This window comes from Streptomyces sp. NPDC002044, from assembly GCF_040296725.1.
In the GTDB taxonomy this organism is placed as follows: Bacteria; Actinomycetota; Actinomycetes; order Streptomycetales; family Streptomycetaceae; genus Streptomyces; species Streptomyces antarcticus.
On record NZ_JBEOXU010000040.1, the window covers coordinates 17,076 to 33,893 of the forward strand.

At 70.7% G+C, this 16,818-nt stretch carries 17 protein-coding genes; 1 reads left to right on the forward strand and 16 read right to left on the reverse strand.

Translation table 11 applies throughout. The features are described from left to right. Positions 1-125: 125 nt before the first annotated feature. The 11 genes from ABT106_RS13290 to ABT106_RS13340 all read right to left on the reverse strand — a co-directional run bounded on the left by ABT106_RS13290 (position 126) and on the right by ABT106_RS13340 (position 11,439). Positions 126-2,966: a DEAD/DEAH box helicase gene (locus tag ABT106_RS13290; RefSeq protein ID WP_351276098.1), complete on the reverse strand. Its 2,841-nt coding sequence runs from the start codon at positions 2,964-2,966 to the stop codon at positions 126-128. Between the two features lie 151 nt (positions 2,967-3,117). Then, the gene (gene tatC / locus ABT106_RS13295; RefSeq protein WP_351276100.1) at positions 3,118-4,074 is read right to left on the reverse strand and encodes a twin-arginine translocase subunit TatC; all 957 of its coding nucleotides are present in this window, start codon (positions 4,072-4,074) and stop codon (positions 3,118-3,120) included. 47 nt (positions 4,075-4,121) lie between these two features. After that, positions 4,122-4,418 (reverse strand): Sec-independent protein translocase subunit TatA, encoded by a 297-nt coding sequence (gene tatA, locus ABT106_RS13300; RefSeq protein WP_351276102.1) that lies wholly within the window; start codon positions 4,416-4,418, stop codon positions 4,122-4,124. A gap of 168 nt (positions 4,419-4,586) precedes the next feature. Then, a complete protein-coding gene (locus tag ABT106_RS13305; protein WP_351276104.1) occupies positions 4,587-4,787 on the reverse strand; it encodes a hypothetical protein in 201 nt (66 codons plus the stop codon). Positions 4,788-4,813: 26 nt separating this feature from the next. Then, positions 4,814-5,041 carry a CpXC domain-containing protein gene (locus ABT106_RS13310; RefSeq protein WP_351276106.1) on the reverse strand — a complete coding sequence of 76 codons (228 nt, stop codon included), beginning with the start codon at positions 5,039-5,041 and terminating at the stop codon, positions 4,814-4,816. A gap of 15 nt (positions 5,042-5,056) precedes the next feature. Beyond that, positions 5,057-6,025: a helix-turn-helix transcriptional regulator gene (locus ABT106_RS13315; protein WP_351276108.1), complete on the reverse strand. Its 969-nt coding sequence runs from the start codon at positions 6,023-6,025 to the stop codon at positions 5,057-5,059. Between the two features lie 104 nt (positions 6,026-6,129). Beyond that, positions 6,130-7,086, reverse strand: coding sequence for a helix-turn-helix transcriptional regulator (locus ABT106_RS13320; protein WP_351276110.1), 957 nt, complete (start codon positions 7,084-7,086; stop codon positions 6,130-6,132). A gap of 123 nt (positions 7,087-7,209) precedes the next feature. Continuing rightward, positions 7,210-7,581, reverse strand: coding sequence for an FKBP-type peptidyl-prolyl cis-trans isomerase (locus ABT106_RS13325; protein ID WP_351276112.1), 372 nt, complete (start codon positions 7,579-7,581; stop codon positions 7,210-7,212). A 70-nt stretch (positions 7,582-7,651) separates the two neighbouring features. Beyond that, positions 7,652-8,593, reverse strand: coding sequence for an FKBP-type peptidyl-prolyl cis-trans isomerase (locus tag ABT106_RS13330; protein WP_351276114.1), 942 nt, complete (start codon positions 8,591-8,593; stop codon positions 7,652-7,654). Between the two features lie 117 nt (positions 8,594-8,710). Further along, positions 8,711-10,072, reverse strand: a complete 1,362-nt coding sequence (gene pafA / locus ABT106_RS13335) for a Pup--protein ligase (protein ID WP_030768414.1) — start codon at positions 10,070-10,072, stop codon at positions 8,711-8,713. 104 nt (positions 10,073-10,176) lie between these two features. After that, positions 10,177-11,439, reverse strand: a complete 1,263-nt coding sequence (locus ABT106_RS13340; RefSeq protein WP_351276117.1) for an MFS transporter — start codon at positions 11,437-11,439, stop codon at positions 10,177-10,179. Positions 11,440-11,585: 146 nt separating this feature from the next. Here ABT106_RS13340 and ABT106_RS13345 point away from each other — a divergent pair, with 146 nt between their 5' ends. After that, the gene (locus tag ABT106_RS13345; RefSeq protein ID WP_351276119.1) at positions 11,586-12,584 is read left to right on the forward strand and encodes a LacI family DNA-binding transcriptional regulator; all 999 of its coding nucleotides are present in this window, start codon (positions 11,586-11,588) and stop codon (positions 12,582-12,584) included. Between the two features lie 78 nt (positions 12,585-12,662). Here the strand turns inward: ABT106_RS13345 and prcA are convergent, their stop codons facing one another. From prcA to dop, 5 genes are all read right to left on the reverse strand, one after another. Continuing rightward, positions 12,663-13,427 carry a proteasome subunit alpha gene (gene prcA, locus ABT106_RS13350; RefSeq protein WP_351276121.1) on the reverse strand — a complete coding sequence of 255 codons (765 nt, stop codon included), beginning with the start codon at positions 13,425-13,427 and terminating at the stop codon, positions 12,663-12,665. Between the two features lie 46 nt (positions 13,428-13,473). Then, a complete protein-coding gene (gene prcB / locus ABT106_RS13355; RefSeq protein ID WP_351276123.1) occupies positions 13,474-14,313 on the reverse strand; it encodes a proteasome subunit beta in 840 nt (279 codons plus the stop codon). Next, a complete protein-coding gene (locus tag ABT106_RS13360) occupies positions 14,265-14,864 on the reverse strand; it encodes an endonuclease VII domain-containing protein (protein WP_351276124.1) in 600 nt (199 codons plus the stop codon). The genes prcB and ABT106_RS13360 overlap by 49 nt, the downstream gene beginning before the upstream one ends. 37 nt (positions 14,865-14,901) lie before the next feature. Continuing rightward, the gene (locus ABT106_RS13365; protein WP_351276126.1) at positions 14,902-15,114 is read right to left on the reverse strand and encodes a ubiquitin-like protein Pup; all 213 of its coding nucleotides are present in this window, start codon (positions 15,112-15,114) and stop codon (positions 14,902-14,904) included. A 190-nt stretch (positions 15,115-15,304) separates the two neighbouring features. After that, entirely contained in the window at positions 15,305-16,816 is a 1,512-nt protein-coding gene (dop, locus tag ABT106_RS13370; RefSeq protein ID WP_351276128.1) for a depupylase/deamidase Dop, read from the reverse strand. Positions 16,817-16,818 lie beyond the last annotated feature (2 nt).

The window sequence follows — 16,818 nt, forward strand, 5'->3', positions numbered from 1 at the left end:
TTCGCGTTTTTTCTTTTAAATACATCACTCTACGTGCAACCCCCGCCCCTTACCTCAACCTTATACCGGGTGGGTGTTACAATTTTAATTCCCCCCCCCACCAGGGCGTCTCCTTCCGGGAAGTGTCAGCCGACCGAGCTGTAGGCCACTACCCCCCGGAGCAGTCCCTCCACCGCCTTGCGGGCGTTTCGCGCCACCGTGCTCCCGCTGTCACCGGACGCCGAGGGGGCCGCCGCGGCGACCTGCCCGAGCACGTCGATGACCTGCTTGCACCAGCGCACGAAGTCGCCGGCCGGCATCTCGGCCTCGCGCAGCACCTCGTCCAGGCCCTTGTCGGACGCCCACTGGTAGGCCGCCCACGCGAAGCCGAGGTCCGGCTCGCGCTGGCCCACGCCCTCCGCCTGGTTGATGCCGTGCTCCTCCTCCAGCGCGTCGAGCCGGCCCCAGATGCGGACCATCTCGCCGAGCGCCGCCTTCGCCGCGCCCCCGGGGACCTTCGGCGCGACCGCGTCGTCGGACTGCCGCGCCTCGAAGACCAGCGCCGAGACGCAGGCGGCCAGTTCGGCCGGGCTCAGCCCCTCCCAGACACCCTCGCGCAGGCACTCCGACGCCAGCAGGTCGAGCTCCCCGTACAGCCGGGCGAGCCGCTTGCCGTGCGCGGTGACCTCGTCCTCACGCAGGTAGTCCAGATCGGTGAGCAGTGCGTGGATCCGGTCGAAGGTGCGGGCGATGGTGTTCGTCCGGCCCTCGATCCGCTGCTCCAGTTGCCGTGTGTCGCGCTGGAGCCGGTGGTAGCGCTCCGCCCAGCGGGCGTGGTCCTCGCGCTCGTCGCACCCGTGGCACGGGTGCGCGCGCAGCGCGGCGCGCAGCCGCGCGATCTCACGGTCGTCGGCCGCGGCGGCCCGCCCGCGCGGCGCGCGCCCGGGCCTGAAGTCGCCGGCCTTGGTCCGCAGTTGCGAGGCCAGGTCCCGACGGGACTGCGGGGAACGGGGGTTGAAGGTCTTGGGGATCCGCATCCGGTCGAGGGGCTCCACCGGCACCGGGAAGTCGATCGCGGCGAGCCGCTTGACCTGCCGCTCGGAGGTGAGCACCAGCGGCCGCGGCCCCTCGGTGTACTCGTGTCCGCGGTGCCCGTTGACCCGCCCGGCCGGAACGCCCGGGTCCAGGACGAGCGCCAGTCCGGCGAACTTGCCGCTCGGCACGTGGATGATGTCGCCCGGCTTGAGCTTCTCCAGTGAACCGGCCGCCTGCGCCCGGCGCTGGGCGGCGCCCTGCTTGGCCAGGTCGGTCTCGCGGTCCTTGAGGTCCCGGCGCAGCCGCGCGTACTCCTCGAAGTCCCCCAGGTGGCAGGACATGCCCTCCTGGTATCCCTCCAGCCCCTCCTCGTTGCGCTGCACCTGCCGGGAGATCCCGACGACCGAGCGGTCGGCCTGGAACTGGGCGAAGGAGGTCTCCAGCAGTTCGCGCGAACGGTGCCGCCCGAACTGGCTGACCAGGTTCACGGCCATGTTGTACGAGGGCTTGAAGCTGGAGCGCAGCGGATACGTACGGGTGCCCGCGAGCCCGGCGAGTCCCACCGGGTCCATGCCGCGCTGCCAGAGCACGACGGCGTGTCCCTCGACGTCGATCCCGCGCCGCCCGGCCCGGCCGGTCAGCTGCGTGTACTCGCCGGGGGTGATGTCGGCGTGCTGCTCGCCGTTCCACTTGACGAGCTTCTCCAGGATCACCGTGCGCGCGGGCATGTTGATGCCCAGCGCGAGGGTCTCGGTGGCGAAGACGGCCTTGACGAGGCCGCGGACGAACAGTTCCTCCACGACCTCCTTGAAGGTGGGCAGCATGCCCGCGTGGTGCGAGGCGATGCCCCGCTCAAGTCCTTCGAGCCACTCGTAGTAGCCCAGGACGTGCAGGTCCTCGGTGGGGATGGAGGAGGTCCGCGCCTCGACGATCTCTCGTACGGACCGGCGCGCGGAGTCGTCGTTGAGCCGCAGGCCCGCGTGCAGGCACTGCTGGACGGCGGCCTGGCAGCCGGCCCGGCTGAAGATGAAGTTGATGGCGGGCAGCAGCCCGTCGTTGTCGAGGCGGGCGATGACCTCCGGCCGAGACGGGGTCCAGATCCGGCCGCGGGAGCGCCGCTCGCGCTCGCGGTCGGCCTCGCGGACCATCTTCCCGCGCCGCCGGTCCTTGGGGCTGTACGACCGGGTGTTCTCCTCGCGCGCCATCCGCAGCAGGTCGGGGTTGACCTCGCGGCGCGCGGAGCCGCGGCCGCCGTGGTCGGACTCCTCCTCGAACAGGTCGAAGATGCGGCGTCCGGCCATGACGTGCTGCCACAGCGGTACGGGCCGCTCCTCGGAGACGATGACCTCGGTGTCGCCGCGCACGGTGTCCAGCCAGTCGCCGAACTCCTCGGCGTTGGACACGGTGGCCGACAGGGAGACCAGGGTCACCGACGCGGGAAGGTGGATGATCACCTCTTCCCAGACGGCTCCGCGGAACCGGTCGGAGAGGTAGTGCACCTCGTCCATCACGACGTAACCCAGACCGCGCAGCGCCTGTGAGCCCGCGTACAGCATGTTGCGGAGCACCTCGGTGGTCATCACGACCACCGGCGCGTCGGCGTTGACGCTGTTGTCACCCGTCAGCAGGCCCACCTTGTCGGCGCCGTAGCGCTTGACGAGGTCGGCGAACTTCTGGTTCGACAGGGCTTTGATCGGCGTCGTGTAGAAGCACTTGCGGCCCTGCTGGAGGGCCAGGTGCACGGCGAACTCGCCGACGATCGTCTTGCCCGAGCCGGTCGGGGCGGCCACCAGGACGCCCTTGCCGGCCTCCAGGGCCTTGCACGCCTCGATCTGGAACGGGTCCAGCTCGAAGCCGTACATCTCGCGGAAGGGGTGCAGCGCGGTGGCCTCTTCGGCGGCGCGGCGCCGGAACGCGGCGTACCGGTCGGCGGGTGAGAGTTCTTCGGTCATCTTGGGATCGAGCCTACCCGCCACCCCTGACAACAGTCGCGATCATTTAAGCGGAGCACGACGGGGTTCCCGCACGCCGTCCGGACGGCCGTGGGACGGGCCGCCGGACGGCCGCCGCACGAGGCCGGCCGGCCGGACCGGCCCGTCACCGTCAGGTCGCGTCGTCGTACCCGTTGATCCGCTGGCGCCCGCCGTCGGCCTGGCCGGGCAGGGCCGCGGGGGCCGGGGCCGGTTCCATCCGCCCGACCGGCTCGGGGGTCAGGTCCAGCGGGGAGGCCTCGTCGTCGTCCAGGGCCGCGTCGGGGTTGTTGCGCCGGCGCCGGCGGTCGTTGACCGTGCAGATGCCGAGCGCGAGGAAGTAGAGGGCGACGATCGGGACGGCGAGGGACAGCATCGTCAGCGGGTCGCCGGTGGGAGTGGCGAACGCGGCGAACACCGTGATCCCGAGGACCATGGCGCGCCACCAGCTCGCCAGCCGCTTCGCGGTGAGCGCTCCGGTGATGTTCAGCAGGATGAGCAGCAGCGGCAGCTCGAAGGCCAGGCCGAAGACGACGACCATGCGCGTGACCAGGTCGAGGTAGTCGTCGACCGGCAGCAGGTTGCGCGCGTTGTCGGGGGTGAATTCGAGCAGGACCGTCGCGGTCTGCGGGAGGACCTTGTACGCGAGCACCGCGCCGGCGCCGAACAGCGGCGCGCCGACCGCGACGAAGCTCATCGCGTACTTCTTCTCGTGGCTGTGCAGGCCGGGGGCGGTGAACGCCCACAGCTGGTAGAGCCACACCGGGGCGGACAGGACCACACCGGCGGTGAGGGAGACCTTCAGGGCGATCGAGAACGGCGCGATGAGGCCGTTCACCGTCATGTCGGCGCAGGGGCGGCCGTTGCGCTGCGAGACCACCCCACCGGTGCAGCCGACGGAGTCCAGCATCGGCTTCAGCATGAAGTCGATGAGGTCCTTGTAGAAGAAGGCCGAGACGACGGTGATCAGAAGGATCGCCAGGACCGACTTCAGCAGACGGTTTCTCAGCTCACGCAGGTGCTCGACAAGAGGCATCCGCCCTTCGGCGTCCTTGTCCGCTTTCCCCTGCTTGCGGGCAGACTTGAGCAACCCACGTCCCTTGGCTCGTTGCAGTTGGCTGGCGTGTGCGGCTTGTGTCAGCCCTGGGTGGTGCGGTTCGCCTCGTTGACGGGCCGGGAGCTGGTGACGTCACCGGGCGCGGCCTGGATGGTGCGGGGCACCACCGGCTGCTGCGGGGCGGCGTCCGCGACGGTGGGGGCGGCGGCCGTGTCGTCGGCCTCGCCCTCCTTCTTCATGGCCTTGGCCTCGCTCTTGAGGATGCGGGCCGACTTGCCGAGGGAGCGGGCCATGTCCGGGAGCTTCTTCGCGCCGAAGAGGAGGATGATGACCCCGAGAATGACGAAGATTTCCCAACCCCTGAGGTTGCCGAACATAGGTATCTTCCTTTTCTCCGAGGTTCACTGCACACCCGACGGGCGCCTGGGACTGTCTCTACCGAGGATCGTAACCCCAGGGGGTTAACGCCCGGCAATCCCCCGGCGACGTCGCGCTTGCCCGGGACGCCCTTTTCAATGCCCCGGTCACACCGTTTCGTCCCGTTTTCACGGGCGTACGGTGCGCCCCGCCCGGGCCAGGTCGGCCGCCGCCCGCTCCAGGTCGCCCGAGGCGTCGGAGATCCGGCGGCTCGCCGACGCGACCTGCCCGGACAGCCTGCGCACCTCCACGAAGACCCGCAGGGCCAGGATTGCGAGGACGGCGACCCCGAGGAAGCCCAGGGCAATTGCGATCATCGGCCACAGCATGGGACGAGCGTAGGGCACCGGCCGCGTCAGACGCTGCGCAGGGTGCTCACACCGCCCCCGGTCAGCAGCTCCACGATGCGCTCACCGGCGGGTTTGCGCACGGCGGCGCCGCACTCGGGACAGGTGAACGAGTAGAAGGTGGTCCGCCGGCTGACACCGATCGCCAGGCGCAGGGCGCCCGCGTCCAGCTCGAACCGGGACCGGCAATCGGGACAGGCCGCCTTGAAGGCGACGGGCCCTGGCATGGGCGACATCGGCCGACGCTCCCCTCAGACCTGTTCCCCGTACCCCGCGAGCGCTTCTCGAGCGGCGCTCCGCGCGCTCTCCGCCAGCTCCGCGGGGACGACGATCCGGCCCTCGCGGCCCAGCCGCAGCGCGAGCCGGCGCAGCGACGCCGGATCCGGGCTGCGCAGCGTGATCCGCAGGCCCCCCTCGGGCAGCTCCTCGGCGCTGTCGTGCGGGTAGTACTCGGCGACCCAGCGCCCGCCGGGCCCGACCTCGACCACGACCTCCGGGTCCTCGGCGGCCGGCTGCACGAGCCCCTCGGACAGGTCGCGCGGCTCGATCGCCGGCGGCTCGGCCCGCTCGTCCAGGATCCGGATCTCCGCGACCCGGTCGAGGCGGAAGGTGCGCCGGGCCTCGGAGAGGTGGCACCACCCCTCCATGTACGTGTGCCCCACCGCGAACAGCCGGATCGGGTCGACCTTGCGCTCGGTCAGCTCGTCCCGCGCGGGCGAGTAGTACCGCAGCCACAGCCGCCGGCGCTCCGCGATGGCCCGGTCGACGTCGGCGAAGACCCCGCCCTCGGACTCGAAGGTCACCGAAAGCCGCGAGCTGGCCCCCGCGACCTCGCCCGCGGCCGCCTCCAGCTTGGCGGTGGCCCGCAGCAGGGCGTCCCGGTCGCTCTCGCGCAGGCCGGGCAGCGTGGCCACGGCGCGGGCGGCGACCAGCAGCGCGGTCGCCTCGTCGGCGGCCAGGCGCAGCGGCTCGGCGGTGGACTCCCCCGAGGCGTCGGGGTTGCGCCACCAGATGCGCTCCCCGTCGGTGTCGATGTCGAGCAGGTCGCCGCCGCGGAAGCTGGTCCCGCACATGGGCAGCACGTCGAGGTCCGAGATCAGCTCGTCCTCGGTGATCCCGAAGGCGCGTGCGACGTCGGCGACGTGCGCCCCGGGGCGCTCGCGCAGGTAGGTCACCAGGGACAGCATCCGGCGGGTCTGGTCGATGGCGTTGGCAGCCATGCTGGTACGTCTCCCCCTCAGGGCGTGCGGTGCGGTTGGCGCGGTTGCGCGGGGTAGGACGCCGGACCCGCGGGTCCGGCCCGGCGGTCCGGCGGGCGGGCCGGTCAGCCCTTGGCGACGGCGCGGAGCCGGTCCACCACGTCGGCCCGGAGGTCGGCGGGCTCCACGACCACCACGTCGGGGCCGAACTCCACCAGCCAGGCGTCGAGGCCGTGCCCGTACGGGATCTCCAGCTCGTCCCAGCCCTCGGCGCCCTCGCGCACGGCGGTGGCCTTGGCCCGCAGCGGGTACCCGGCCCCGGCGCGCAGCCGGATCAGCGCGGAACGCTCCGCCCCCTCCCCGGCCCAGCTCGCCACGGTCTCCCGCACGGTCACCACGTCGGGCACCTCGGCGGTGTACTTCGCCGCCCGGGAGCGGACCTTCCCGGTGATCCGGGAGAGCCGGAACACGCGCTCCGCCCCGCGGTCCCGGTCGTAGCCGGCCAGGTACCAGTGGCCCCGCCAGCACTCCAGCGCCCAGGGCTCGACCTGCCGGGGCTCGGGGCGCGCCGCGTTGGACTTGCGGTAGTCGAAGGCCACCGGCCGGCGGTCCCGGCAGGCCAGCATCAGCGGCTCGAAGGCCGCCTCGTGGACCGGGATGCGCGGCTCGATGGCACTGTGCTGGCCCGCGTACGGGTCCCCCGCCTCCGGCATCCCGCCGGCGCGCAGCTTCTGCAGGGCGCCGCTGGCGGCGCCCGCGAGGCGCGCCTGCTGCCAGACCTTGGCGGCCAGGCCCAGGGCGGCGGCCTCCTCGGCGTCCAGGCTCACGGGCGGCAGCCGGTTGCTGTCCCGGCGGGCCAGGTAGCCGGTGTCGCCGTCCAGGTTCTCCACGGTCTCGATGACCAGGCCGAGTTCCCGCAGGTCGTCCTTGTCCCGCTCGAACATGCGGTTGAAGGACTCGTCGTTGCCGGCCTCCATGTACGCCTCGATGGACCCCCGCAGCTCGCGCTTGCTGAGCGGTCGGCGGGTCCCCAGCAGGCACAGCGCCAGATTCATCAGCCTCTCGGCCTTGGCAATCGCCATCGACGCCGTTCCCCCGCTCTCGACACACACTCGTGACCGTTGACCGTACCGCCCCGGCGCGCCCGGACAAAAGCGAGGGCCCCCGCCGACCGGCGGGGGCCCCACGACGTCACCGCGGGCGGATCAGGCGCCCATCAGGTCACAGACGAAGATCAGCGTCTCGCCCGGCTTGATGGCCGCGCCCGCGCCGCGGTCGCCGTACGCGAGGTGCGCCGGGATCGTCAGCTTGCGGCGGCCGCCGACCTTCATGCCCTGGACGCCCTGGTCCCATCCGGGGATGACCCGGCCGATGCCGAGCTGGAACTGCAGCGGCGCGCCGCGGCCCCAGGAGGCGTCGAACTCCTCACCGGTGGAGAAGGCCACGCCCACGTAGTGGACGGAGACCGTGGATCCGGCCTTGGCCTCGGCGCCGTCGCCCTCCCAGATGTCCTCGATGACGAGGTCGGTGGGGACGTCGCCCTCGGGGAAGTCGATCTCGGGCTTCTCGATGCTCACGGAACTGCTCCTCATAGGTACCGACAGGGGCCCCGGCCCGGCGGTGGCCGGGGGGACAACCGGAACAGTCTTACATCACCGCGAGGATGTCGAGGCTGAAGACCAGCGTCGAATTGGCCGGGATCGTCCCCTGCTCCTTGTCGGCGAAGGCCATGTCCGGCGGGATGACCAGCAGGACACGGCTGCCGACCTTCTTGCCGATCAGGCCGTCCTTCAGACCCTTGACCGACAGCTGCTCCATCGGCCAGGTCACCGTGGTGTCGTTGGCGTACGTGCTTTCGAAGGTCTTGTCGTCCTTCCACGTCTTGCCGTGGAACTTCACGACGACGCTGCCGGTGTCCTTCACCGCCTCGCCGTCACCCTCCAGCACGTAGTTCGACACCAGCTTCGCCGGCGGCGTCACGTCCTTCGGCACGGTCACGGCGACTTCCTTGCCGTCCGTGTTCGTACCGACCTTCGGCAGGTCCTTGTTCTCCTGGGCGACTTCCTTGCCGGTGGCGGAGACCGGGACGGTCGTGCCCTTGACGATGTCCACGACGAAGACCAGCGTGGCGTTGGGCTTGATCTTCTCGCCCGAGCCCTGCGCGCCGTAGCCCAGTTCCGGCGGGATCACGAGCTCGACGCGGCTGCCGACCTTCTGGCCCTCCAGGCCCTGGTCCCAGCCCTTGATGACCGCGCCCGCGCCGACGGTGACGTCGAACGGCTTGCCCTTGCCGAAGCTGGCGTCGAACGGCTCCTTGCCGTCCCACACCTGGCCGAGGTAGTTCACCTGGGCGATGTCGCCCTTCTTCAGCGCCGGGCCCTTGCCCTCGCTGATGACCTCCACCTTCAGTTCCTTCGGCGGCTCGCCCGCGCCCTGCGACAGGGTGGGCTCCTCCCCGAACTTGGCGCCCTTCGTGATCGCGGGCACCCCGTTCTTCATCTGGCTGGAGTCAGAGCCGCTGTCATCGCCACACGCCGCTGTCGACAGCAGCAGAAGGGGGACGACCAGCAGGCCGGCAAGTCGGCGCACGTGTTCCTCAGATCTCAGACGACAAGGCGGTCGCCGCCACTCTAAGCCGTGCGCAGGGCCCCGTACGAGACGCGTACGGGGCCCTGCCGAAGATCAGCGCGATGTCACACCGCGGTCCTACATACCGGCGATCAGCTTCTCCACCCGGTCGTCCACCGACCGGAACGGGTCCTTGCACAGCACCGTCCGCTGCGCCTGGTCATTGAGCTTCAGGTGCACCCAGTCGACCGTGAAGTCCCGCCGCTGCTCCTGCGCCCGGCGGATGAAGTCGCCCCGCAGCCGCGCCCTCGTCGTCTGCGGGGGCACCGACTTGCCCTCGAAGATCTTGAGGTCGTTGCAGATCCGCGCCGCCTGCCCCTTGCGCTCCAGCAGGTAGTACAGCCCGCGCCGGCGGTGGATGTCGTGGTAGGCGAGGTCTATCTGAGCCACCCGCGGGTTCGACATGGTCATGTTGTGCTTGGCCCGGTACCGCTCGATCAGCTGGTACTTCATCACCCAGTCGATCTCGGTCCCGATCCGGTCCAGGTCCTCGGCGTCGATCGCGTCGAGGGTGCGGCCCCACAGCTCCAGCACCTGGTCCACCACACCGGTGCGGATGCCCCGGCGCTCGGCGAAGTCCACGGCCTTGTCGTAGTACTCGCGCTGGATCTCCAGCGCCGACGCCTCCCGGCCGCTCGCCAGCCGCACCTTGCGCTGACCCGTGATGTCGTGGCTGACCTCGCGGATCGCCCGGATCGGGTTCTCCAGGGTCAGGTCCCGCATCACCGTGCCCGCCTCGATCATGCGCAGCACCAGGTCGGTGGCACCGACCTTGAGCAGCATGGTCGTCTCGGACATGTTCGAGTCGCCGACGATCACGTGCAGCCGGCGGTAGCGCTCGGCGTCCGCGTGCGGCTCGTCCCGGGTGTTGATGATCGGCCGGGAGCGGGTCGTCGCGGAACTCACGCCCTCCCAGATGTGCTCGGCCCGCTGACTCACGCAGTAGACCGCGCCCCGCGGGGTCTGGAGCACCTTGCCCGCACCGCAGATCAGCTGCCGCGTGACGAGGAACGGAATCAGGATGTCCGCCAGGCGGGAGAATTCTCCGTGCCGGGCCACCAGGTAGTTCTCGTGGCAACCGTACGAATTGCCCGCCGAGTCGGTGTTGTTCTTGAAGAGATAGACGTCGCCCGCGATTCCCTCCTCGTGCAGGCGGCGCTCGGCATCGACGAGCAGTCCTTCGAGAATGCGCTCGCCGGCCTTGTCGTGGGTGACCAGTTCGGTCAGGTTGTCGCATTCCGGGGTTGCATATTCCGGATGCGACCCCACGTCGAGGTACAGGCGGGCGCCGTTCCGCAGGAAGACATTGCTGCTGCGGCCCCATGACACAACACGGCGGAAGAGGTAGCGCGCCACTTCGTCAGGAGACAGTCGGCGCTGTCCCCTGAACGTGCACGTGACGCCGTACTCGTTCTCCAGCCCGAAAATGCGGCGGTCCATGACTGAACATTACGCCTCTGGCCCTGTTCTGAAACCGAGTTCGAGAGCGCCGTTTCGATCATTTTCCGATGAGCCCCCCGCAAGACCCCCCGCCGACCCGCCGGTCAGCCCCCCGAGGACACTCCGGAAGCCGCCCCGGACGGCGCCCCTGACGCCCCGTCCGGCGCACCCGCCACCGCCCCGCCGCGGCCCGGAGCCGCCAGCGCCCGCTGAGTGAACGTCAGCACCAGCAGCGCCGCCGCCCCGGCCACGCTCGCCACACCGAAACCGGTCGCCGTGCCCCCCAGCTCCACGGCCGGCCCCGCCACCCCCGTACCGATCGCCGCGCCCACCCCGAAGAAGGTCACCAGCCACGAGAACGCCTCCGTCACCGTGCCCACGGGAGCGTGCCGGTCCACCACGATGAACGCGCACGCGAGCGCCGGCGCCAGGAACACCCCCGCCAGCGCCGCCAGCGCCGACATCGCCACCGGACCCGGCACCAGCATCAGCGGCAGATAGCAGACCGCCAGCAGCGCGATCAGCAGCCGCAGCCGCACCTCCGGCACACCGGGCCACTGCCGCGACCCGTACGCCACACCGCCCACCAGCGCGCCGAGACCCAGCGCCGCCATCATCCACCCGTACACGGCCTGACCGCCGTGGCCGTCCGCGTACGCCACGCCCGCCACCGTGATGGAACCCAGCGCGGCCCCCACGAAGAAGAACGCCCCCAGCAGCGCCAGCAGCCCCCGCGAACGCAGCGCCCCCAGCCAGTGCGCCTCCCGCGGCTCCGAACGCCACGCGCGCGACGGCTCGCTGACCACGACCGACAGCGCGCCCAGCACGCCCACCGCGTTGATCGCCAGCAGCGCCGCCGCCGGACTCCACAGCGCGACGCACAGCGTCACCAGCAGCGGCCCGACGGTGAACATGACCTCCTGGGCCACCGCGTCCATCGCGTACGCGGCGTGCACCCGCTCCTCCTTGCCGCCCAGCACGCCCGGCCACAGGGCCCGCAGCCCGCCCTCCAGCGGCGGTGTGAACAGCCCCGCCACGACCACCGCGCCATACGCGGCCACCACCGACCCGGTACCCGCCAGGGCGAGCCACACCATGCCGAGCGCCGACACCACCGCCGCGGGCAGCTGCACCCGCGGCTGCCCGAGCAGGTCCACGGCCCGCCCCAGCAACGGCTGGCCCACCGCGTTCGCCACGCCGTACGCCGCGGCCAGCGCGCCCGCCAGGCTGTAGCTGCCCCCCTCGGCACGCGTGAACAGCACGATCGCGATCGGCGCGACGGCGTTCGGCAGCCGGCCAACGAGCGTGCCCACCAGCAGCCTCGCGGCATGCCTGGTCCTGAGCAGCTCCGCGTATCCCGCGGCCATGTCCGCCCCTCTCCGCCCGGCCACCGCCGGGGTAATACGTATAACTCGACGGGTCATACGTACCATGGCCGCAGTCCGCCGGTCCACCCCGCGCACCACACCACCCCGCCCCCACCCCCGCACCACCAGCACTCCAGGAGACCCGCGTGACGAGACCCACCAGCCGCGACGTGGCCGCCGCCGCAGGCGTCTCCCAGGCCACCGTCTCCCTCGTCCTCGGCGACAAATGGCGCGGCCGCGTCTCCGAACGCACCGCCGGCCTCGTCCGCGAAACAGCCGCCCACCTCGGCTACCGCCCCAACCTCGCCGCCCGCAACCTCCGCCTCGGCACCACCCGCACCGCCCTCCTCGTCGTCCCCGCCCTCACCAACGAATTCTTCGCCCGCGTCTACACCGGCGCCGCCCGCGTCGCCGCCGAACACGACTTCGGCGTCGTCCTCTACCCCTCCCCCGACGGCACCGGCCCCGCCCGCGACCCCTTCGCCTCCGCCCGCGCCGCCCTCGACGGCGTCATCGCCTCCTCCATGGCCACCGACGCCCTCACCGCCCTCGGCGGCGACGGCCTCCCCCTCGTCATGCTCGACAGCGACCCCACCGCCCCCGGCGCCGCCGCCCACGTCAACCTCGCCATGGCCGACGGCACGCGCCAGGTCACCGAACACCTCCTCGCCCTCGGCCACCGGCGCTTCCTCCACCTCGCCTCCGCCGTCGACTCCTGGACCTTCGACATCCGCGCCGAAGCCCTCAGCGCCCTCCTGAGCCCCTGCGCCGAGCTCCGCACCGTACGGGCCCCCCTCACCGTCCACGGCGCCCGTACGGCCGCGGAAGCCGCCCTCGCAGCCCCCGGAGAGCGCCCCACCGCCATCGTCTGCGACGACGACATCCTCGCCGCCGGCGCCTGCAAAGCCGCCCGCCGCCTCGGCCTGCGCGTCCCCGACGACCTCTCCGTCACCGGCTTCGACGACCTCGCCCTCGCCACCGCCGTCGAACCCGAACTCACCACCGTCCGGCTCCCCGCCGAACGCGTCGGCGAACACGGCATGGCCGCCCTCCTCGCCGTCCTCGACGGCGCCCCCTGGACCGCCCCCGACCTCCCCGTCACCCTCGTCGTCCGCGACTCCACCGGCCCCGCCCCGACCCGCTGACCCCGCACCGGACACGCGAAAGCCCCGGCCCACCCCCACAGGGACGGACCGGGGCTCCCCGGACCACTGCCGCTCGCCCTACTCGGCGTCGTCCTCCGGCGCCTCGTCGTTCGACACCGCGTCCGCCTGCGCCGCGGCCGGAACATCCGCCTCCAGCAACCGCGCCAGCTGCCGGCCCCGGATCCGCTTGAACTTGCGCTGCTGCGCCCGCGTCCGGTCCAGCACCGCGACCTCCAGCCGCTCCGCCGGAATCGCCTTGTCCGCGCCGTTCGCCTGACTGGACAGCGCCTGCACCGCCAGCTTCAGCGCCTCGGCCAGCGTCATCCCGTCCTGGTGGCGCTGGTCCAGGAACGTACTGATCTGCTCGGCGTTCCCGCCGACCGCGACCGAACCGTGCTCGTCCACGATCGACCCGTCGTGCGGCAGCCGGTAGATCTGGTCGCCCGCCGCGGTCGCCCCGACCTCGGCCACCACCAGCTCCACCTCGTACGGCTTCTCGCCGGCCGAGGAGAAGATGGTGCCGAGCGTCTGGGCGTAGACGTTCGCCAGCCCACGGGCCGTCACATCGTCGCGGTCGTAGGTGTATCCGCGCAGATCCGCGTAGCGCACACCACCGATCCGCAGGTTCTCGTACTCGTTGTACTTCCCGGCGGCCGCGAAGCCGATCCGGTCGTAGATCTCGCTGAACTTGTGCAGCGCGCGAGAGGGGTTCTCGCCGACGAACACGATGCCGTCGGCGTACTGGAGCACGACGAGGCTGCGACCGCGCGCGATGCCCTTGCGGGCATACTCCGCCCGGTCCGCCATGGCCTGCTGGGGTGACACATAGAACGGAGTCGACACCGGCTGTCCGTCCCTTTCTTCTGGGCTCCTACGGGGCGGCGGATGGTCAGAGCAGGGCGGCGCGCGGCCCGTCGGGCTGCTCCATGCGCCGTTCGGTGATGGCGCGGGCTAGCTCCGAGGACTCGGCCTCGCTGAGCCTGCGGAAGCCCTCGTCGGTGATGACGGTGACGATCGGGAAGATCCGGCGGTACAGGTCCGGACCACCCGTCGCCGAGTCGTCGTCGGCGGCGTCGTACAGGGCCTGCACGACCAGGGTGGTGGCCTGCTGCTCCGTCAGGTCGTCGCGGTACAGCTTCTTCATGGAGCCGCGCGCGAAGATCGAACCGGACCCGGTGGCGGCGAAGCCGTGCTCTTCCGAGCGGCCGCCGGTCACGTCGTAGGAGAAGATCCGGCCCTTCTCCTTGGCCTCGTCGTACCCGGCGAAAAGCGGTACGACGGCCAGCCCCTGCATCGCCATGCCCAGATTGCTCCGGATCATGGTGGACAGGCGGTTCGCCTTGCCCTCCAGCGAAAGGGTCGCCCCCTCCACCTTCTCGAAGTGCTCCAGCTCCAGCTGGAACAGCTTGACCATCTCCACGGCCAGGCCGGCCGTGCCGGCGATGCCGACGGCGGAGTACTCGTCGGCCGGGAACACCTTCTCGATGTCCCGCTGCGCGATCATGTTCCCCATGGTCGCCCGCCGGTCACCGGCGAGCACGACGCCGCCGGGGAAGGTGGCGGCCACGATGGTCGTCCCGTGCGGCGCCTCGATCACCCCGTCCGGCAGCCTGCGGTTGCCGGGCAGCATGTCGGGCGAGTGCGCGCCCAGGAAATCCATGAAGGAGGACGACCCCGGCGTCAGGAAGGCTGCCGGTAGACGCCCTGTGCTACGAGTGTTGGGTTCCACAGGTTTCCTTCCACGTAAGCGGCTGCACGCCGTATGACGTCCGGCCGATCCTTGAACTGCCCCAAGGCTGCGTTGCGGCTGAAGCACAGCACGCCTCGGACCCTACCCGTCTGATGATCGTGATCAACATGCTCCGCCGAAGCCTGTCGGCAGATCACGCGGACACCGCCTTGAGCGTCGACCATCTCGTCACGCTGGGCCTCGGTGAGGCCGTACGAACGCTTCAAGTGCCCCGCCCGGCCCTGGGTGGCCCTGCAGACCTTGCAACGGGTGGACAACCCGTCAGAAGCCGATGCGTTCTTGTGCCACTCGCCGTGCGGCTTGATCTCACCGCACTGGCGACAGAGCTTGTGACCGGGCGGAACGTCGACCTTCTCCTTGACAGCCTTACCCAGGGCCGCCTGACGGCGGCGGTAGTGTGCGGCGCTGTGCTGGGCCACACACTCACGACACGACGGCTGAAGGCCGTCGCCGCGATTTCGATCCAGGGCGAACCCGCTCAGCGGCACGTCCCGGCTGCAACCGCGACACCACTTCGTTCCAATGGACATGGAGCGAATCGTGGCAAGTTCACCTTAGATTCGAAGGCTATTCGCCGCCTTTTTGTACGAAACTCCGAACGAAGTCCTCGGCATTCTCTTCGAGCACATCGTCAATCTCGTCGAGTACGGAGTCGACGTCGTCGGAGAGCTTCTCCTGGCGCTCCTTGAGATCGGTGGTCTCCTCGACCGCCGCCTCCTCGACCTCCTCGGTCGAGCGCTGCGCCTTCTGCTGTCCGCCGCCGGTGTCCTTGGTCGCCATGTCTACCTCACCCCGCTCGGTTCGCACGCTCACGTCGAGGGACCCCGGGATTCGGGGCTCCCTCAAGATCAGACCTTACGTCGGACCCTACAAGGAGGGTCCGACATTCGTCCCCGCAGTTGTTCAAAAGGTCCCGGCATAACGTCCGGCTGTTCTCATGATTCCCGGCCCCGGAGCCTTTCAGCCGCATTCAGCGGCCCGAAAGCACCCGCACCAGGTCCTCCGCCGTGCGGCAGCGGTCCAGGAGCTCCTTCACGTGGGCCCTGGTGCCCCGCAGCGGTTCCAGCGTGGGGACCCGCTGGAGCGAGTCGTGGCCCGGCAGGTCGAAGATCACCGAGTCCCAGGAGGCCGCCGCCACGTCGTCCGCGTACTGCTCCAGGCAGCGGCCGCGGAAGTACGCCCGGGTGTCCTCCGGGGGCTTGCTCTGGGCCCGGTCGACCGCCGGCTCCTCCAGGAGCCGCTTGATCTTGCCGCGCGCGACCAGGCGGTTGTACAGGCCCTTCTCCGGCCGTACGTCCGCGTACTGGAGGTCCACCAGGTGGAGCCGGGCCGCGTCCCACTCCAGCCCGTCCCGGCGCCGGTAGCCCTCCAGGAGCTCCCGCTTGGCGATCCAGTCCAGCTCGCCCGACAGGCTCATCGGGTCGGTCTCCAGCCGGCCCAGTACGTCCTCCCAGCGGGCCAGCACGTCCCGGGTCTGCTCGTCCACGTCGGAGCCGAAGCGCTCGTCCACGTACTTCCTGGCCAGCTCGAAGTACTCCATCTGGAGCTGTACGGCGGTCAGCGTCCGCCCGCTGCGCAGCGTGATCAGGTGTTTGAGGTCCGGGTCGTGGGAGACCTGGTGCAGGGTGCGCACGGGCTGGTCCACGGCGAGGTCGACGGTGATGAAGCCGTCCTCGATCATGGACAGGACCAGCGCCGTCGTGCCGAGCTTGAGGTAGGTGGAGATCTCGGACAGGTTGGCGTCGCCGATGATCACGTGGAGGCGGCGGTACTTCTCGGCGTCCGAGTGGGGTTCGTCGCGGGTGTTGATGATGGGGCGTTTGAGGGTGGTCTCAAGGCCCACCTCGACTTCGAAGTAGTCCGCGCGCTGGCTGATCTGGAAGCCGTGTTCGCGGCCGTCCTGGCCGATGCCGACGCGTCCGGCGCCGGTGACGACCTGGCGGGAGACGAAGAAGGGGGTGAGGTGGCGCACGATGTCCGAGAAGGGGGTTTCCCGCTTCATCAGGTAGTTCTCGTGCGTGCCGTAGGAGGCGCCCTTGTTGTCGGTGTTGTTCTTGTAGAGGTGGATCGGCTGCGCTCCGGGGAGCTGGGCCGCCCGTACGGCCGCTTCGGCCATGATCCGCTCGCCGGCCTTGTCCCAGAGCACGGCGTCGAGCGGGTTGGTGATCTCGGGCGAGCTGTATTCGGGGTGCGCGTGGTCGACGTAGAGCCGTGCGCCGTTGGTGAGGATGACGTTGGCGAGGCCGATGTCCTCGTCGGTGAGCTGGCTGTTGTCGGCGGCCTCGCGGGCGAGGTCGAAGCCGCGGGCGTCCCGCAGCGGATTCTCCTCCTCGAAGTCCCAGCGGGCGCGTCGCGCCCGGTGCATCGCCGCCGCGTAGGCGTTGACGATCTGGGACGAGGTGAGCATGGCATTGGCGTTCGGGTGCCCAGGGACGGAGATCCCGTACTCCGTCTCGATCCCCATTACTCGCCGTACGGTCATGC

Coding starts and splice junctions, on each gene's coding strand:
- ABT106_RS13365 (WP_351276126.1), bottom strand. CDS start 15,114: ATGGCGACCAAGGACACCGGCGGCGGACAGCAGAAGGCGCAGCGCTCG.
- dop (WP_351276128.1), bottom strand. CDS start 16,816: ATGACCGTACGGCGAGTAATGGGGATCGAGACGGAGTACGGGATCTCC.
- ABT106_RS13320 (WP_351276110.1), bottom strand. CDS start 7,086: ATGGCGATTGCCAAGGCCGAGAGGCTGATGAATCTGGCGCTGTGCCTG.
- ABT106_RS13360 (WP_351276124.1), bottom strand. CDS start 14,864: ATGTCCATTGGAACGAAGTGGTGTCGCGGTTGCAGCCGGGACGTGCCG.
- pafA (WP_030768414.1), bottom strand. CDS start 10,072: ATGGACCGCCGCATTTTCGGGCTGGAGAACGAGTACGGCGTCACGTGC.
- ABT106_RS13290 (WP_351276098.1), bottom strand. CDS start 2,966: ATGACCGAAGAACTCTCACCCGCCGACCGGTACGCCGCGTTCCGGCGC.
- tatA (WP_351276102.1), bottom strand. CDS start 4,418: ATGTTCGGCAACCTCAGGGGTTGGGAAATCTTCGTCATTCTCGGGGTC.
- ABT106_RS13340 (WP_351276117.1), bottom strand. CDS start 11,439: ATGGCCGCGGGATACGCGGAGCTGCTCAGGACCAGGCATGCCGCGAGG.
- ABT106_RS13305 (WP_351276104.1), bottom strand. CDS start 4,787: ATGCTGTGGCCGATGATCGCAATTGCCCTGGGCTTCCTCGGGGTCGCC.
- ABT106_RS13315 (WP_351276108.1), bottom strand. CDS start 6,025: ATGGCTGCCAACGCCATCGACCAGACCCGCCGGATGCTGTCCCTGGTG.
- ABT106_RS13310 (WP_351276106.1), bottom strand. CDS start 5,041: ATGTCGCCCATGCCAGGGCCCGTCGCCTTCAAGGCGGCCTGTCCCGAT.